The 16,436-nt window shown below is 54.2% G+C and carries 15 protein-coding genes; 4 read left to right on the forward strand and 11 right to left on the reverse strand.

Annotated features, from left to right (window positions below; genetic code table 11):
- Positions 1–68: 68 nt before the first annotated feature.
- The 9 genes from EBB54_RS10305 to EBB54_RS10345 all read right to left on the reverse strand — a co-directional run bounded on the left by EBB54_RS10305 (position 69) and on the right by EBB54_RS10345 (position 11,222).
- Positions 69–563, reverse strand: coding sequence for an HD domain-containing protein (locus EBB54_RS10305; protein WP_125127365.1), 495 nt, complete (start codon positions 561–563; stop codon positions 69–71).
- Between the two features lie 24 nt (positions 564–587).
- Positions 588–1,151 carry a GTP cyclohydrolase I FolE gene (gene folE / locus EBB54_RS10310; protein ID WP_004078326.1) on the reverse strand — a complete coding sequence of 188 codons (564 nt, stop codon included), beginning with the start codon at positions 1,149–1,151 and terminating at the stop codon, positions 588–590.
- A gap of 81 nt (positions 1,152–1,232) precedes the next feature.
- Positions 1,233–2,516 carry a bifunctional folylpolyglutamate synthase/dihydrofolate synthase gene (locus EBB54_RS10315; protein ID WP_125127366.1) on the reverse strand — a complete coding sequence of 428 codons (1,284 nt, stop codon included), beginning with the start codon at positions 2,514–2,516 and terminating at the stop codon, positions 1,233–1,235.
- A gap of 125 nt (positions 2,517–2,641) precedes the next feature.
- Entirely contained in the window at positions 2,642–4,039 is a 1,398-nt protein-coding gene (locus EBB54_RS10320) for an MFS transporter (RefSeq protein ID WP_044990587.1), read from the reverse strand.
- Positions 4,040–4,249: 210 nt separating this feature from the next.
- Positions 4,250–5,500: a glutamate-5-semialdehyde dehydrogenase gene (locus tag EBB54_RS10325; protein WP_004078320.1), complete on the reverse strand. Its 1,251-nt coding sequence runs from the start codon at positions 5,498–5,500 to the stop codon at positions 4,250–4,252.
- A gap of 59 nt (positions 5,501–5,559) precedes the next feature.
- Entirely contained in the window at positions 5,560–6,465 is a 906-nt protein-coding gene (gene proB / locus EBB54_RS10330; RefSeq protein ID WP_125127367.1) for a glutamate 5-kinase, read from the reverse strand.
- 36 nt (positions 6,466–6,501) lie between these two features.
- On the reverse strand, positions 6,502–7,680 hold the full coding sequence (locus EBB54_RS10335) for an iron-containing alcohol dehydrogenase (protein ID WP_125127368.1): 1,179 nt from the start codon (positions 7,678–7,680) through the stop codon (positions 6,502–6,504).
- 57 nt (positions 7,681–7,737) lie between these two features.
- On the reverse strand, positions 7,738–8,256 hold the full coding sequence (locus EBB54_RS10340) for a cysteine hydrolase family protein (RefSeq protein WP_004078314.1): 519 nt from the start codon (positions 8,254–8,256) through the stop codon (positions 7,738–7,740).
- A gap of 38 nt (positions 8,257–8,294) precedes the next feature.
- Positions 8,295–11,222, reverse strand: coding sequence for a translation factor GTPase family protein (locus tag EBB54_RS10345; protein ID WP_125127369.1), 2,928 nt, complete (start codon positions 11,220–11,222; stop codon positions 8,295–8,297).
- A gap of 412 nt (positions 11,223–11,634) precedes the next feature.
- On the opposite strand from EBB54_RS10345, the gene EBB54_RS10350 reads away from it, so the two are divergent.
- Positions 11,635–12,855 (forward strand): argininosuccinate synthase, encoded by a 1,221-nt coding sequence (locus tag EBB54_RS10350; RefSeq protein WP_004078311.1) that lies wholly within the window; start codon positions 11,635–11,637, stop codon positions 12,853–12,855.
- Between the two features lie 106 nt (positions 12,856–12,961).
- On the opposite strand, the gene EBB54_RS10355 is transcribed toward EBB54_RS10350, so the two are convergent.
- Complete coding sequence (locus EBB54_RS10355; protein ID WP_125127370.1) at positions 12,962–13,969, reverse strand: dipeptidase; 1,008 nt, start codon at positions 13,967–13,969, stop codon at positions 12,962–12,964.
- Between the two features lie 150 nt (positions 13,970–14,119).
- Between EBB54_RS10355 and EBB54_RS10360 the strand changes: the two genes are divergently transcribed.
- The 3 genes from EBB54_RS10360 to EBB54_RS10370 are packed head-to-tail and all read left to right on the forward strand — an operon-like array spanning position 14,120 to position 15,335.
- Positions 14,120–14,842 carry a gamma-glutamyl-gamma-aminobutyrate hydrolase family protein gene (locus tag EBB54_RS10360; RefSeq protein ID WP_125127371.1) on the forward strand — a complete coding sequence of 241 codons (723 nt, stop codon included), beginning with the start codon at positions 14,120–14,122 and terminating at the stop codon, positions 14,840–14,842.
- A gap of 29 nt (positions 14,843–14,871) precedes the next feature.
- Positions 14,872–15,054 carry a hypothetical protein gene (locus EBB54_RS10365; RefSeq protein ID WP_004078305.1) on the forward strand — a complete coding sequence of 61 codons (183 nt, stop codon included), beginning with the start codon at positions 14,872–14,874 and terminating at the stop codon, positions 15,052–15,054.
- 23 nt (positions 15,055–15,077) lie between these two features.
- Entirely contained in the window at positions 15,078–15,335 is a 258-nt protein-coding gene (locus EBB54_RS10370) for a spore coat protein (protein WP_004078304.1), read from the forward strand.
- 89 nt (positions 15,336–15,424) lie between these two features.
- On the opposite strand, the gene EBB54_RS10375 is transcribed toward EBB54_RS10370, so the two are convergent.
- Complete coding sequence (locus EBB54_RS10375) at positions 15,425–16,435, reverse strand: ABC transporter permease (protein WP_125127372.1); 1,011 nt, start codon at positions 16,433–16,435, stop codon at positions 15,425–15,427.
- Position 16,436 lies beyond the last annotated feature (1 nt).

Raw genomic sequence — 16,436 nt, forward strand, 5'->3', positions numbered from 1 at the left:
GTGTATTTTTTCACTGCCGATACGATGGAACGCCCCTGTGTATCGAAAACGGTCAGGTTGGTTCATCTTTAAATCAAACCATGGAAATTGGAATTTTTCCTGCCGGCATCCCAGCTGCATTCCTCCTGTGCTTTGCATGCAAAACAATTCCGCGACAGCTTGTCGCTTGTATAGATCAGCTTCTCCAGCGCCTCCATGCCCTCCCGCAGCCTGCGGTGTCCCAGGACGGCCCGGAGTATGGAAGCCTTCTCCCCTTCCGAAAAGGCGTCCCCTGCAGCTTCGTTTAAAATCACCTCCGCGATCTCTGCGGATGCCTTTTCATGAGGAATCCCTTCTGTGTACTGGCGGTATTTTCCGATATCATGCAGAAACGCAGCCCCGTAGATCACCTCTTTGCGGATTCCCAGCTTCTGCTCCAGGTTCTGGATGTAGGCGATCCGGGCCACGTCCAGCAGATGCCCGATCTGGTGGCAGCAGAAGATCCTTTCTTTTTCCGCCTCGGCCAGTTTCTGATAGTATTTTGCATACAGCGGATGGTTCCAGATTTTCTCAATTACATGCATTTTGCAGCCCCCTTTCTCTTTCCTTTACCTGCTGCACCCAAGCATTGCGTAAAATGTATGTACCAGCTCCGGCTCCTCCAGAAAACAGCCTCGTTTTGCAGCTGTCACGGTCCTGCTGCCGGGCTTTTTGATGCCCCGCATGGTCATGCACATATGCTCCGCCTCAACCATCACCATGGCCCCCTTCGGGCGGAGCTCCTGCATCAGCGCATCCGCAATCTGCCCGGTCAGCTGTTCCTGGATCTGGGGCCTCCTGGCATAGACCTCCACAGTCCGGGCCAGCTTGCTTAAGCCCACTACCCGCCCGTTCGGAATATAGGCGATATGCGCCTTCCCGAAAAAGGGCAGCAGGTGGTGTTCGCAGGTCGAGTAAAATACAATATCCTTTTCCAGCACCATCCCCTGCTCCTCAGCCTGAAATGTTTTCTGAAGATGGGTCTGGGCCGTCTCTTCCAGCCCTCCGTAGAGCTCCTCACACATTCTGGCGATCCTCTCGGGCGTTTCTGCCAGCCCTTCCCGCCCGGGGTCCTCTCCGATCCCTTCCAAAAAGAGCCGCACTGCCTGTTTTATCTTCTCCTGATCCATCATGCTTCCTTCCTCTCTCCTTACAGACACTTTGGGAAGAATCTGTAAAAGAATGAATCCTTCACAGTTCCTTCGGAACAATCCTCACTGCACAATTTCCATAATCCTGCCCAGATAGGACAGAGACCCAAACGCCAGGATCACATCTTCATCCCCTGCGTCTTCCATGGCTTTCTCCACCGCCCGGTCTATGTCCTCCATGGCCAGAACCCTTCCTCTGCAATAAGGCTCCGCCGCTTTTTTCAGTTCCTTTGCAGGCAGGGTGCGCCCTTCCTCCGGCAGATCCACCGTGTAGATCCTCTCTGCCAGCGGAGCCATGATTTCCGCAATCTTTTCATACTCTTTGTCCCGAAATACCCCCATAATAAACAGCAGTCTCCGACCGGGAAAATACCGCTCCATGGAGTCTTTAAGCCACCGGGCCCCGTCCGCGTTGTGGGCCCCGTCCACGATCCATACCGGGGCTTCCCTGAGACAGGTAAACCGACCCGGCCACCTGGTTTTCTCAAAACCTCTGCGCAGATCCTCCTCCCGGATCTTGATTCCTTCGGCAGTCTCCACTGCCCGTACGGCTTCCCATGCGGTCACCGCGTTCACCGCCTGACAGGCTCCTGCCATGCGGATGTTCAGATTTTTCAGGCCCCCCAGGGAAAGGGTCTGCCCCCGGTAGCCCTCCTGCGTGACAGCCCCCTCCTCCGGCTTTGCAAAGAAGATCTCACAGCCCTGCAGCGCGGCCTGCTTTTTCAGAACCATTTGTACCTCCGGCTGCTGGGGCGCGGATACCACGATACAGCCGGGCTTGATGATGCCTGCCTTATGCTTTGCGATGGCCTCTGCCGTATCTCCCAGAAAGCCCATATGGTCCCGGCTGATGGATGTGAAAACAGCCACTGCCGTATTCCGGACAATGTTGGTGGCGTCCTCTTCCCCACCCAGCCCGGTCTCCAGCACCACAAACCGGCACCGCTTTTTTCTGAAATACAAAAAAGCTACTGCGGTCTCAATCTCAAACACAGTAGGGCCGGACAGCCCTCTTGCCTCCATACGCACAATAGCTTTCTGAATTTCTTCAACCAGTTCTGCAAATTCCTCTTCCGGAATCCATTGTCCATCTATCTGAATCCGCTCCAGATAGGATACTACAGTCGGTGAAATATATCTCCCGGTCCGAAATCCTGCCTCACTGAGAATCGTAGAAATAAAAGCAAGCACAGACCCTTTTCCGTTCGTCCCCGCAATATGTATGAACCGGAGTTCCTCCTGAGGGTCTCCCAGCTCATGCAGAAGCTCGCGAACCGCATCCAAGCCAAGTACACTTCCGTATTTCGACACTTCGTCCAAATATACCCTTGCTTCTTTATAGGTCACGTTAAAGTCGTTTCCTTTCTTTATGTTTTCCTTGCGGCAGCAGTTTTCATGTCAGAAAAAAAACTGCTGCCGTCAAACATCATATCACTTCCCGGGGAATCCTACAAGTAAAACTTGTTCTCCCTCTACTTTCCGGCTTCCCCTCTCCGCCGTGCCAGCTCCGCTACATTTGCCTCCACCCTCGCCTTATTCAGCGGGTAGATGAACAGCAGTGCAAGGGCCACCGCCCCCAGGCCCACGGCCGGAATGATACAGGAGAGGCTGAAAATCCCTGACGTGACCCTGGGATCAAAGGCGGTTGCCTGGGTGTACCCGATCAGGCTCAGAAGCCCTCCGATCATCCCTGAGGAAAACGCCTGTCCCAGCTTTCTTGCAAAGGAATACACGGAATAGATGGTTCCGTCCTCCCGTACCCCGTTTTTGATCTCCGCATCGTCGATCACATCCGTGATCATGGCCCAGATCACGGTGTTAAAAAATCCAAGCCCCACATAGGCCAGTGTATAAAAGGCCACATATACATAGGGATTCTCAGGTTTAAGCAGGAGGCACAGCAGATACATGGCCGCCCCGAAGGCACAGGATACCACCGACAGCTCTTTTTTGCCGAATCTTGCGGACAGCTTGGAGGCCAGCGGCGCGCAGACTGCCAGCATCACAATGCTGCCCGCCATGGCGGATGCGGACTGGGCGGCGGCGGAGCCGTAATAGTTGGGAAATACATAGCCTGCCATTCCCTGCATGCCCAGCATCCCAAGGAGCAGCAAAACGGCGGCGGCGATGATCCCCAGCAGCGCCCGGTTGGTGACCAGGCTTTTCAGCAGTTTTCCGACCTCCAGCTTCTGGTTGTTGGCCTCCACCGGAATCCGTTCCCTGACCAGCCGGAAGCAAAGCAGATAACAGACAATCGCCAGTATGCTGAACGCCCCCGCAATGATCGTCATCCGCGGGCCGGAAAGGACCGTATTGCCGTTCACCACCACATAGGCCGCCGCCGGAGTCCCTACGCCGATCACCAGGCCGGCAAGCGTGGCGCCGATGGTCCTCCAGGTGGAAAGCTCCGCACGGTGCTTCGGATCCGCGGAAATGGCCGAGGCCATGGAACCGTAGGGAATGTTGATGGATGTGTAGAAAATAGATCCCCACAAGATGTAGGTGATCGCCATCCATACGATCCGAAACCCATAGGACATATCCGCAAATGCGGACTGGTAGATCAGAAAGGACGAGATGGCCACCGGTCCGCACATCCGCTTGATCCATGGCTTGAACTTCCCGTCATTGGTGGGCCGGGACCGGTCCACGATCTGCCCCATCGTCACATCCGTCACCGCGTCCACAAACCGGGCGGCCATCATCAGAAGCCCCACCACTGCGGCCGGCACCCCCATCACATCCGTGTAGAATTTCAGCATAAAGGAGGAGGACAGGATAAAGGTAAAATCATTTCCAAAGTCCCCGAACATATACCCCAGCTTATCCTTCATGCCGAACGGCTCTACCGCCGTATTTACATTCTCCATATCGTTTCCCCTTTTCTCGTGAAATATCGCTTCTATGGCGCATTTCCTATATTCTGTGCAGAATATGCGAAGATATACGCTTTTCTGTTTTGCGTTAAAAAAAGCGCGGGGCCGCGGCAGCAAAAAAGCGCATGGCTTCCATTTTGGTTCCATGCGCTTTTCTGCTGTTACTTCGACTGAAAAATGATTTTGCTGATGATGGGAAATCCCTTACTTTCGGATCTGTCCATTTCCAAAGATAATATATTTCGTGGACGTGAGCGCTTCCAGCCCCATGGGCCCCCTTGCGTGAAGCTTCTGCGTGCTGATCCCGATCTCCGCCCCGAATCCGAACTCAAATCCGTCCGTAAACCGTGTGGAGGCGTTGACGTAAACCGCCGCCGCGTCCACCTCGTCCTGGAATTTTAAGGCATTGTCATAATCCTTTGTAAGGATGGATTCCGAGTGTCCGGTGTTGTACCGGTTGATATGCGCGATGGCCTCCTCCAGGGAATCTACGATCTTCACGGAGATCACCGCGTCCAGATACTCGGTTCCCCAGTCCTCTTCTGTGGCGGGAACAATCCCCGGCAGGATCTCCCTGGCCCTTTCATCTCCCCGGATCTCTACCTGATGTGCGTTCAGGCGTTCCGCGATCAAAGGCAGCGCTTCCTCTGCGGCGGCCGCGTGGATGACCAGGGATTCACAGGCATTGCAGACTCCCATGCGCTGGGTTTTCGCATTTTCGATGATCTCTGCCGCCCTGCCGATATCCGCGCTGGCATCCACGAAAATGTGGCAGTTTCCGGTGCCTGTCTCGATCACCGGCACGGTGCTGTTCTCCACCACATTTGCGATCAGGCCGGCGCCGCCCCTGGGGATTAAGACGTCAATATACTGGTGCAGCTTCATCATCTCACCCACCGTCGCCCTGCTGGTATCCTCCACCAGGAGGATGGCGTCCTGGGGCAGGTTTTCCTTTTCCAGGCCCCCTTTTATGACCTTCGTGACAGCCAGGTTGGAGTGGATGGCGTCGCTTCCGCCCCGCAGGATCACCGCGTTTCCGGTTTTGAAGCAGAGCCCGAAGGCATCCGCCGTCACATTGGGGCGGGATTCATAGATGATCCCCACCACCCCCAGGGGGACTCTCTTTTTTCCAACCCGCAGCCCGTTGGGACGGTTTTTCATGCTCAGTACCTCGCCGATGGGGTCCTCTAAGGCCGCCACCTGCGTAAGCCCCTCCGCCATGTCACTGATCCGCTGTTCAGTCAGCCGGAGACGGTCGATCAAAGACTGCTTCACCCCTTTTTCCTTTGCTGCCTTTAAATCCTTTTCATTTTCTTCCAACAAATACGCGCTCTGTGAACGAAGCTCCCCTGCTACCGCCAGAAGCCCTCTGTTCTTCGCCTCCGTACCCAGCTTCGCGCACAGCCTTGAGGCATCCTTCGCGCGGATTCCAAGTGTCTGAATATAGCTTTCCATCTTTTTGCGTCCTTCCTTTCTCCTGATCCGATGCTTGCTTTTTACAAAAGTATGTCGTCTTAGGATGATCTCTGATTCTCTGATTTTCTGGCTTTTTTGGACTGCCTCCGAAACTGGGCCCGCTCCGGTGACAGCTCGTCTTCCACGGCTTTTCCATGCTCCTTCGATAAAAACAGGGTTCCGATCTTTTTACCGGCCATGATGTCGTTGATGGCGTAAATATTATCCCCGCTTGCGATCACCATATCCGCCCCGGAGCTGGTGACGATCTTGGCCGCGTTGACCTTGGTGGACATACCTCCGGTTCCGAAATCGCTGGAAGCCCCCTTTGCCATGCGCTCCAGCTTCTCGTCGATCCTGACCACCGTATGGATAAAACGGGCACGGGGATTCTGTTTCGGGTCATCGGTATACAGCCCTTCAATATCCGACATCAGGATCAGCAGATCCGCCCCCACCATCTCCGCCACATTGGCCGCCAGCGTATCGTTGTCGCCGAAGTTGCCGTATGCCAGCTCATCCACGGAAATGGCGTCGTTCTCATTGACGATGGGCACCACATTCATGCGGAACAGCTCGTCAAAGGTGCGCTTCGCGTTTTTGCGGCACTCTTCGTTTGTCACCGACTCCTTCGTCAGCAGAACCTGCGCCGTAAGCTGGCTGTATTCGTTAAACAGCTTTTCATAGATCATCATCAGCCTGGCCTGGCCCACCGCCGCGCATGCCTGCTTGGCCGCCTCCGTGTCCGGCCGTTTGCCGAGCCCGAGAGCCGCCCTGCCGACTCCCACCGCGCCGGAGGAGACCACGATCACTTCTTTTCCCTTGTTCCTGAGATTGATCAAGATCCGCACAAATTTTTCCAGCTTCTCCAGATTGATATTTCCCGTTTCCTCATACGTGATCGTGGTAGTACCCACCTTGATCACGATTCGTTTCTTTTGCCGTAAGATTTCTTTTCTGTCCATACTCTCTCCCAATTGCCGCCGTATTTTTTAAACTGCTTATCGCGCGTTCATATAAATCCGAAAGATGTCCTCCTGATCCAGTTTTTTCACGCAGCCGATGGTCCTGCCGCCGTCGAAGCTGCATTTCCTGGCCAGCTCACGCACCTCTTCTTCCGTGGGGTGTACCCCAAGCTCTTCCAGGCTGGTTGGCATCTCTATGGAGCGGTAAAATTCCTCCATGGCCTGTACGCCCTTCTCAGCGGTCTCCATCGCATTCCGGGTATCTTCCACCCCCATGACCTGTACGGCAAACCTGGCAAACCGCTCCGGCCTTGCGTCCATCACATATCTTGCCCAGCTTCCCCATACGGCCGAGAGCCCGGCTCCGTGGGCCACATCGTACATCCCGCCCAGCTCATGCTCCAACTGGTGGGAGGCCCAGTCTCCCCCATCCGTGCCGCAGCCTGTGAGCCCGTTGTGGGACAGGCTTCCCGCCCACATCACTTCCGCCCTGGCTTCGTAATCCTTTGGATTCTCCAGCAGTATTTTCGCGTTTTTCATCACTGTGCGGATCAGGCATTCGCTGATCCCGTCTGTCAGTTCCATATTGTCCGCCTGGTTCAGATAGCGTTCCATGGTATGCATCATGATGTCCACACAGCCGCTTTCCGTCTGATAAGCCGGCAGGGTCATGGTCAGCTCCGGATTCATGACCGCAAACCTGGGCCGCACGTAATTGCTGTTGCAGCCCCTCTTCACCCAGCCCTCCTCCTTTGTGATGACGGAGGAATCGCTCATCTCGGAGCCTGCGGCGGCAATGGTCAGAACCACGCCCAGCGGCAGGCACCCCTGGGGCGCACGTTTCTTGGCATAAAAGTCCCACACGTCCCCCTCATTTGCCATCCCGTATCCGATGGCCTTTGCGGAGTCGATGACGCTGCCCCCGCCTACGGCGAGAATAAAATCTACGGATTCTTCCCTGCAGAGCCGGATTCCCTCATAGACAAGTGAAAGCCTCGGATTGGGCACCACCCCGCCAAGCGTCACGAAGTCCACCTCTGCTTCTTCCAGCGCCGCGCAGATCCTATCTAAGAGACCGCTTTTTTTCACGCTGCCGCTTCCGTAGTGCACCAGCACCTTTTTGCATCCACATTCCTTCACCAGCTGGCCGGTCTGAAGTTCCGTTTCTTTTCCAAATACCACTCTCGTGGGTGTGTAATAATGAAAATTTTCCATCTGTTTTCTCCTGTTCTTTATAATCTCAGATCTGTCCACAGGACAGTATCCGTGCCCCTATTGAACCTCGATCTGGCACATCTTCATGGCACCAAGGGCCTGTGCATGGCTCTCCGGCGTCACCCCGGCGCAGCATGCCTGATCCACAATGACCGGCACCTCCGGCAGATATGCCTTGAAAAGCAGTGCATTGGAGATCACGCAGATATCCGTACAGAGCCCCACCAGGGTAATGCTCTCCACCGGATCACCCGACTCCTGATCTGCTTTTAATCTCTGCCCCAGCTCCACGCTTCCGAATGTAGGCTTGTCTATAGGCTCTTCCGTGAGCAGCTCCCGGATCTCCGGGCAGATCTCCCACCCCTTTGTCCCCTTGATGCAATGACTGACCGGAAGCTTCCTTCCCTCCTGGGTATCCAGATAATTCTCTTCATGGGTGTCCCTGGTGGCGATCACCCGTCCGTCAAAATCCCGGATCTTCCGGGCCACCCGGGGCACGATCTCCACTGCCTCCGGCGTCCCAAGCGCGCCGTCAATAAAATCATTCTGCATATCCACAACTACCAAAATCTTCATGGTTTCCTCCTCTCTTAAAGCCAAACCGTATTCCGGTTTCAGGATCGTCTTTCCTGTTTTTTTGTGCCCAGCCTGACCTCTTCCATCTGTTCTGCCGTCTCCTTGTCCAGCCATTCGAAGAGATAATTCTTGCCCTGTCCCGGCCGCTCCAGGTATTCTCTGCGCAGCTCCCGGTTCACCAGCTCCACCTCCTCCTGCAGCTCCTTTGCGGAGAGCAGGCTGCATCCCTGTCCCCGGATAATGACCTGCTCCGTGCCGTCTGAAGTGGCAACGGTCACATGGTACTTCCTCCCGATCTCATGGGCCGTCTTCTCTATATACTGGTCCGCAGTCTCTGCTTCCTTTGTATATACCACATATATATTATGATACCTCTGCACCTCGCCCGGAAATCCCTCCAGCCTGTATGCGTCGAACACCAGGATTACGGTACACTTTTTCGCTCCCTGGTAATTGGACAGGACATCCATCAGCTTCCCCCTTGCCCCGTCAATGCTGGTTTCGGCCAGCTCCTTAAGATCTTCCCATGCAAAGATGATGTTGTATCCGTCAACAAGAAGGTATTCTTTTTGTTTCTCCTGCTTCTTTTGCGTTGCCCGCCGGCTCTGCGTCCCCGGTGAATCCTTTTTCGCATGTGCAGATGCATGTCTCCCGTGTTCCTTTGCATCCGGGCTTTTCCCTGTCCCGGCATACGAAACTTTCTTCTGTGCCTGGGCCGCTCTTCTTCTGGACGCTTCGGCCAAACGGTCCAGTTCCCGCTCTTCCTCCGGCGACAGAGTCAGCTCCCGCGCCGGCCGCCCTCTGGGAATCCTCTCCACCTCAGTCCCTTTTGGGCCCTCCTCTTTCTGGAGCACGCTTTCCAGATGCATATACTCCTCCACCTGGTCCCATTGTACCACAAATCCGGCTCCATGGGCGCAAAATACGGAACCGGTGGGATTCTCCGTATCCCGTTCCGAATCGTAGCCGATTCTCTCCACTACCGCCTCCTCATCGTGGCAGGGCAGATAGCCCTTCAGGCTGCAGAAAAGCCTTCCCCGTCCCTTCGTATAGGCGGCCAGCTCGGTCTGGTAATCCCGCATACAGACCACCGGGGCAATCCCCTCGATGACCGCCGTCTCCCCGTCCTGTTCCGGCGTGCCGAAGGTGCCGTGCATCCGCTGGAGATCCGACAGCGCGCGTCCCACCGAATCCTGGGGCACCTCCAGCCGGTAGTCGTAACAGGGCTCCAGCAGAATGCTCCTTGCCTTTTTCAGCCCCTGCCGCACCGCCCGGTACGTGGCCTGGCGGAAGTCCCCGCCTTCGGTGTGCTTCTGGTGGGTGCGCCCGGACGCCAGGGTGATCCGCATGTCCGTAATGGCCGAGCCCGTCAGCACGCCTGCATGCTCCCGTTCTTCCAGGTGGGTCAGAATCAATCGCTGCCAGTTCCGGTCCAGCACGTCCTCACTGCAGGCAGAAGCAAACTGCAGGCCGCTCCCCGGCTCTCCCGGTTCCAGCAGCAGATGAACCTCCGCATAATGCCGGAGGGGTTCAAAATGCCCCACGCCTTCCACCCGGTCCGCGATTGTTTCTTTGTATACAATGTTTCCCGACCCAAATTCTACGGGAACATGAAACCTGTCCTGGATCAGGCGTTTCAATATCTCGATCTGCACCTCGCCCATAAGCTGGGCGTGGATCTCTCCCAGCGCCTCATTCCATGCAATATGCAGCATGGGCTCCTCTTCCTCCAGCTGCCGGAGGTTTTTCAGCATCACATGGACGTCGCAGCCCGGCGGAAGCTGAATCTGGTAGGTCAGCACCGGCTCCAGGATGGGCATGCCGGACTCCGCCTCAATTCCCAGTCCCTCCCCGGGGTAGGTCTTTGTCAGACCTGTCACGGCGCAGACGGTACCCGCCTGTACCTCCTCCGCTGCCTCGTACTTCGCGCCGGAATAGATCCGGATCTGGTTGACCTTTTCCTCCCAGAAGCCGGTCTCCTCCGCTGGCCCCGCCGCTTCGGGATACGCTTCCGCTGTCTCTTTCGGCTTTTTCTCCTGGTTCGGCCTGTCCGGCGCGGCAGTGCTTCGGTTGGTCAAAAGATCCTTCACCCGCAGGCTGCCCCCTGTGACCTTCAGATATGTAAGGCGGTTTCCCTGGTCGTCCCTGGATATTTTATAGACCTTTGCCCCAAAAGTGTCCGGATAGGAGCGCGCAGGAACATATCGTTCAAATCCCCTTAAAAATTCCTCCACCCCGGTCAGCTTCAAAGCGGAACCGAAAAAACAGGGAAAGCATTTTCTTTCTAAGATCAGTTTTCTGATCTCTTCATCCGCTACCGTTCCCTGTTCCAGAAACGCGTCCAGCACCGTCTCGCCGCACATGGCGATATTTTCATAAAAGGCTTCCAAGTCCCCGTCCGAAGCTTCACCGGCTCCATCTATCCCCGCTGCCTTTTCATCATGGCTTTCCTTTCTGGTTTGAGGACAGGCGCTGAAATCCACGCAGTTTTCATCCAGCCTTTTTTTCAGTTCTTCCAGAAGCTTCCCTGCGTCTGTCCCTTCCTGATCCATTTTGTTGACAAATACAAATACCGGGACCTGGTACCTGGAAAGCAGCTTCCACAGCGTCTGTGTATGCCCCTGGACGCCGTCCGCCCCGCTGATAACCAGGATCGCCGCGTCCAGCACCTGGAGGGTACGCTCCATCTCCGCGGAAAAATCCACATGGCCCGGCGTATCCAGAAGGGTTGCCTCCATCTCCTCCAGCCCTAAGACCGCCTGTTTGGAGAAGATCGTGATCCCTCTCTCCCGCTCCAGCGGGGAGGTATCCAGAAACGCATCCCTTTTATCCACGCGGCCCAGTCTCCGGATCGCCCCGCTGACGTAGAGCAGCCCCTCCGAGAGGGTCGTCTTGCCTGCGTCCACATGGGCCAGAAGCGCCGCGCATACCCTTCTTTTTGATTGATTATGAGATGGTTCTGCCATCGAAAATACCCCTTTCTGTGGCCTATAATTTAACCGATTGATTCTCCTTTTTGAAAACCAACCGGTTATAGAGCAGCGTTATTTTACCCCTGTATCGGACATTTGCAAAATATCGTTTCTATCATACCACAGGCCCTGCCTTTTTTCCAGTGCTGTTCAAAAGAATCAGGAGTAAATTTTCACTTTTGGAAAAAATTCTGTATATGGTTCGTTTCCTGTTTCCATCCTTCTCACTTTTATGCATTTTCATTGCGCGAATCGTATATTTATACATAATATTGTACATATTATGTATATTTTTATTTTTATTACATTTTCTCTTGCATAATTATAATTCCTGGTGTATAGTATTGGATGTTAATGCAAATGAGATTACATGAAAAAGATAAAAAAGGATCAGGAGGCTGTAAAAATGAGCAAAGAAAAAGTTGTATTGGCATATTCCGGCGGTCTTGACACAACCGCGATCATCCCATGGTTAAAGGAAAACTTCGATTATGAAGTCATCTGCTGCTGCATCGACTGCGGGCAGGGCGAGGAACTGGACGGACTGGAAGAGCGCGCAAAGCTGTCCGGCGCTTCCAAGCTGTATATTGAGAATATCATCGACGAATTCTGCGACGAGTACATCATGCCCTGCGTCAAGGCAGGCGCTGTCTATGAAAATAAATACCTGCTGGGAACCTCTATGGCCCGCCCGGTCATTGCAAAACGTCTGGTAGAAATCGCCCGGAAGGAAAACGCCTCCGCCATCTGCCACGGCGCCACCGGCAAGGGCAATGACCAGATCCGTTTTGAGCTGGGAATCAAAGCGCTGGCTCCGGACCTGAAGATCATCGCTCCATGGCGTATGACAGACGTATGGACCATGCAGTCCCGGGAGGATGAGATCGCGTACTGCCAGCAGCACGGAATCAACCTTCCCTTTGACGCAAAGCACAGCTACAGCCGCGACCGCAACCTGTGGCACATCAGCCACGAAGGTCTGGAGCTGGAGGATCCGGCGCAGGAGCCCAATTATGACGACCTGCTGGTACTCGGCGTGTCTCCGGAAAAAGCGCCGGATGAAGGCGAATACGTGACCATGACCTTTGAAGCCGGCGTTCCGAAGAGCTTAAACGGAAAGGAAATGAAGGTATCCGAGATCATCACCGAACTCAATGCCCTGGGCGGAAAGCACGGAATCGGAATCGTGGATATCGTGGAGAACCGTGTGGTCGGCATGAAGTCCCGGGGGGTTTATGAGACTCCCGGCGGAACCATCCTCATGGAAGCACACCAGCAGCTGGAAGAACTGGTGCTTGACCGCGCCACCTACGAGGCGAAAAAGGATCTTGGAAATAAATTCGCACAGATCGTCTATGAAGGAAAATGGTTCACTCCTCTGCGGGAAGCCATCCAGGCATTTGTGGATGTGACACAGCAGTATGTGACCGGCGAAGTGAAGTTCAAGCTGTACAAGGGCAACATCATCAAGGCAGGCGAGACCTCCCCCTACTCCTTATACAGCGAATCCCTGGCAAGCTTCACCACCGGAGATCTATATGACCACCACGACGCAGACGGATTCATCAACCTGTTCGGACTTCCCTTGAAGGTCCGCGCAATGAAGATGCAGGAAGCACAGAAATAAGGTTCATTCTACAGGACAATTCAGAAACAGAGTCAAAGACCGCTGATTGGGGCGCCCTCCGCAGGGAAGGCGCCCCAAAGTCTGCCCGCGGATCTTTCACCTTGCTTCACAAGACCTCCTTAAGAACCCTGAGCGCATTTTCCGACCAGATCTTATCCATCTGCCGTTCCGTGATCCCCTGCTTTTTCATGGCTTCCCAGACCTGCTCCATGTCCGCTGGGCCCCGGAGGTATCCGGTCACACTGCCGCACACGAATCCGTCAAAGTCCGTTCCGATGGCCGGCAGCTCTTCCCCTGCCGCGTCGATCATATGGGCCGCATGGCATGCGATGTCCTGTACCGTCACATTTTGGATCTCCTCCCTCAGAAATACAGGATAAAAATTCAGCCCTGCCACACCCCCTTTTTCCGCCAGCGCCCTGAGCATATCATCCGTCAGATTCCTGGGGACATTGCACAGCGCCCGGACGTTGGAGTGGGATGCCACCACCGGGGTCCTGCTAACCCGGATACAGTCCCAAAAGCCCCCGTCTGACAGGTGGGATACATCCACAAGCATTCCCAGCGCGTTCATCCGCTCTACCATTTCCAGGCCGAATGCTTTCAGCCCCCGGTTCATCATCTCACTGTCCCTGCTGTTGGGATACCCCAGGCAGTTCTCATAATTCCAGGTCAGGGTGATCAGCCGGATTCCCTCCCGGTACAGTTCCTCCAGCCGTTTCGCCCGGCCGTTGAGCACACCGCCCTCTTCCACCGTCGCAATGGCCGAGATCCGGCCCAGCCTTACGTTTTCCTGGATCTCCTCATAGCTTCGGATGCCCCGAAGCTTCTCATTCTCCTCCCGGCGAATCCGCCGGATCATATCCAGAACCGCCCCGTATGCCAGATCCCACGCCTCCGGGCTGATCTGCCGGTGTCCGGCGTTCCAGACCGGGGGCCCCTCTACATAGTCCTTTCCGTTGGCAAAGCACGCGAAAAACTGGATCATCGTCCCCGCCTTCTCCATGCCTTCCATATGTACGCACAGATGATTTTCCAAAAGGCTTTCCCCGGCTTCGCTTTTCTGAAGTTCGCTGATCGTATCACAGTGCATGTCAATGAATTTTCTCGTCATTTTTTTAATCCCCCTTCATTTCCTGTCTTTTTCCTCATACTTGTCTTACTTCTTTATAGGCTAATCCAGATTATGTATATTTTTTCCCATTTATACATACGCTAAGATACAAAAATATCATCAATCAGTATATCACAAAAAGGAGCGCTTATGAAACCCAAAATCGGAGTCGTTGTCTGCGGCTTTATTGAAAACAAACAATTTGTGACCAATGCGTACATCCAGTCGATCCGCTATTCCGGGGGCATTCCTCTGATCCTCCCCCTCATCCGGTCCGACCAGGTATTGAAGGAATACGCCGCGCTCTGCGACGGGTTCCTGTTCTGCGGCGGAAATGATATCACACCGCTGCTGTTCGGCCAGGAGCCGAAAAAAGGAAACGGGCAGACCAACATTTCCCTGGATCTGTTCCAGATCCGCCTCATGAAGGAGGTGCTGAAAACAAACAAGCCCGTATTCTCCATCTGCCGCGGCATGCAGGTATTCAACGTGGCCTGCGGAGGCACTATTTTCCAGGATATCTCCCTGCAGCCCGGAACCCATCTGGACCATATGCAGCAGTCCGACACGCGAAGCGAGGTCAGCCACAAGATCCACGTCCGGCCCGGAACCCAGTTAAAAAAATATGTGGGGAGCCTGGTGTATGTAAACAGCTATCACCACCAGACTTTAGACCGGATCGGGAAAAACCTGACGGTCTCCGCCGTCGCCACCGACCAGACCGTGGAGGCCATCGAACTGCCTTCCCATCCCTTCGCCATCGGCGTACAGTGGCATCCCGAATGCATGTACCGCACCTCCTCCGATATGCGGGAGCTGTTCGGCAGCTTTATTCTCTGCGCCACCCACGGCGGCGCTGTGTCCGCCGAGTGACCAAAAAAAGAAGAAAGAGGGGTGAACCCATGTCCGAATTATCCGTACTGGATCTGCAGAACCTGTACCATCTGATCGGCGGCTGCGACACTGCCTACAGCAAAATGACCGACTATGCGTCCCAGGCCGAGGACCCGGAGATCAAAAAACTGTTCCAGGACGCCGCAGATTCTGCCATGCAGAACAGACAGGAGCTGATGAAGTTTTTATAAATACAAAAAAAGAGGTGATGCGAATGAATGAAAAAACCATGGTTTCCGACGCCCTGGCCGGAGTAAACGGGGAGTTGAAAACGTTCGGAGACATCATACCCCGGACAGAAAACGCGGAATTGAGGCAATGCCTGAAACAGATACGCAGCCGGTGCGAGCTGTCCCAGGAGAGGCTTTACCAGGCTGCCAGGGAAAAGCACTATTACGGCCCCTCGGCCAAAGCCACACGGGATGAGATCGCCCACGTAAAGTCCCTCCTGACCCGCCCCGGGATGCATTGAACCGGGGCAGAAGCCCCGCCTGTTCTGCACGCGGCGCTTCTCAGAACAAAAAACATCTCCCCCAATGGGACGGTGACGTAAGAAAACATTTATGTGTTTTTCCTCTGGTGCACGGAAAGGCCGATATACAACAAAAACCATCCAATACAATGAACTAAGAGAATCAAAATATCTTTTACCGCTGCTGTCCCGCTGCCTGTTGACAAGTCCATAATCCCCTCGAATGTTGCCTGCGAGGGGACAAGGTAGCAAACTGCCAAAAGAAGCGGCTGACTGATTCCTACAAGAAAGCTCAAGATTGGTACAGCCATAAACAGCAGCATCACGATTTTGATATAAACCACGCCGACCATCAGCCCATTGGAAGCTCTGCCAATGAATAAGCCTATCAATGCTGCCACAAATGCGGAAAGCACAATAAGCACCAGCATAAGAGCCGCATTTTGCAGAGAAAGCCGGAAGCAGATACAGACCGTAATCATGGAGGACAGGCCCCCGCAGATAAATCCAACAAAGAGCTTTTGCATGATATATTGGCTGTGGGTCATCGGCAAAATCTCGTTGATAAACGCAATGCCGTCCTCCTTTTCAGAAATCATGTTCATTGCGTTAAAAGTGCATCCCATAAACATAGCGACAATCAATGTAACGGCAATGAACATATCTTGAAATCCAGCCATCACATCGGGACGCTCTAAAATGTGAACCTTTGTCTGTCCTGCGGTATTTCGCTGTTCGTACAGGTCAGGGAGCGTGTCAGCGGTTTGGCGAAATATATCCAACTCGTCGCCGGAAAGAATTGTCTTGATGCTGCTTCCATCCGTTTCCACACCGATTAGATTTGTAGACGGCTCTTTGACTGCGTCCGTCAGTTCTTCCATCGTCGGATAAGCTGTCACCGTGCCATATTGTTTCAGCCATGTAACGGTTTGTATCGGCAAATCGCCTTTCAGAACCCCAAAATGCAACTCGCCCAGCGTAGAAAAGTCGATTGCACCGACAAAGTTCAAAGCTGCCGCAATGACAATGGGTAAAAGAAAGGTCATCAGGCAAAACTTGTCATGCAACACACTTTTCAGTTGGTAGCGTAAACCTTTCATA

Source organism: Schaedlerella arabinosiphila, from assembly GCF_003885045.1.
Lineage (GTDB): Bacteria > Bacillota > Clostridia > Lachnospirales > Lachnospiraceae > Schaedlerella > Schaedlerella arabinosiphila.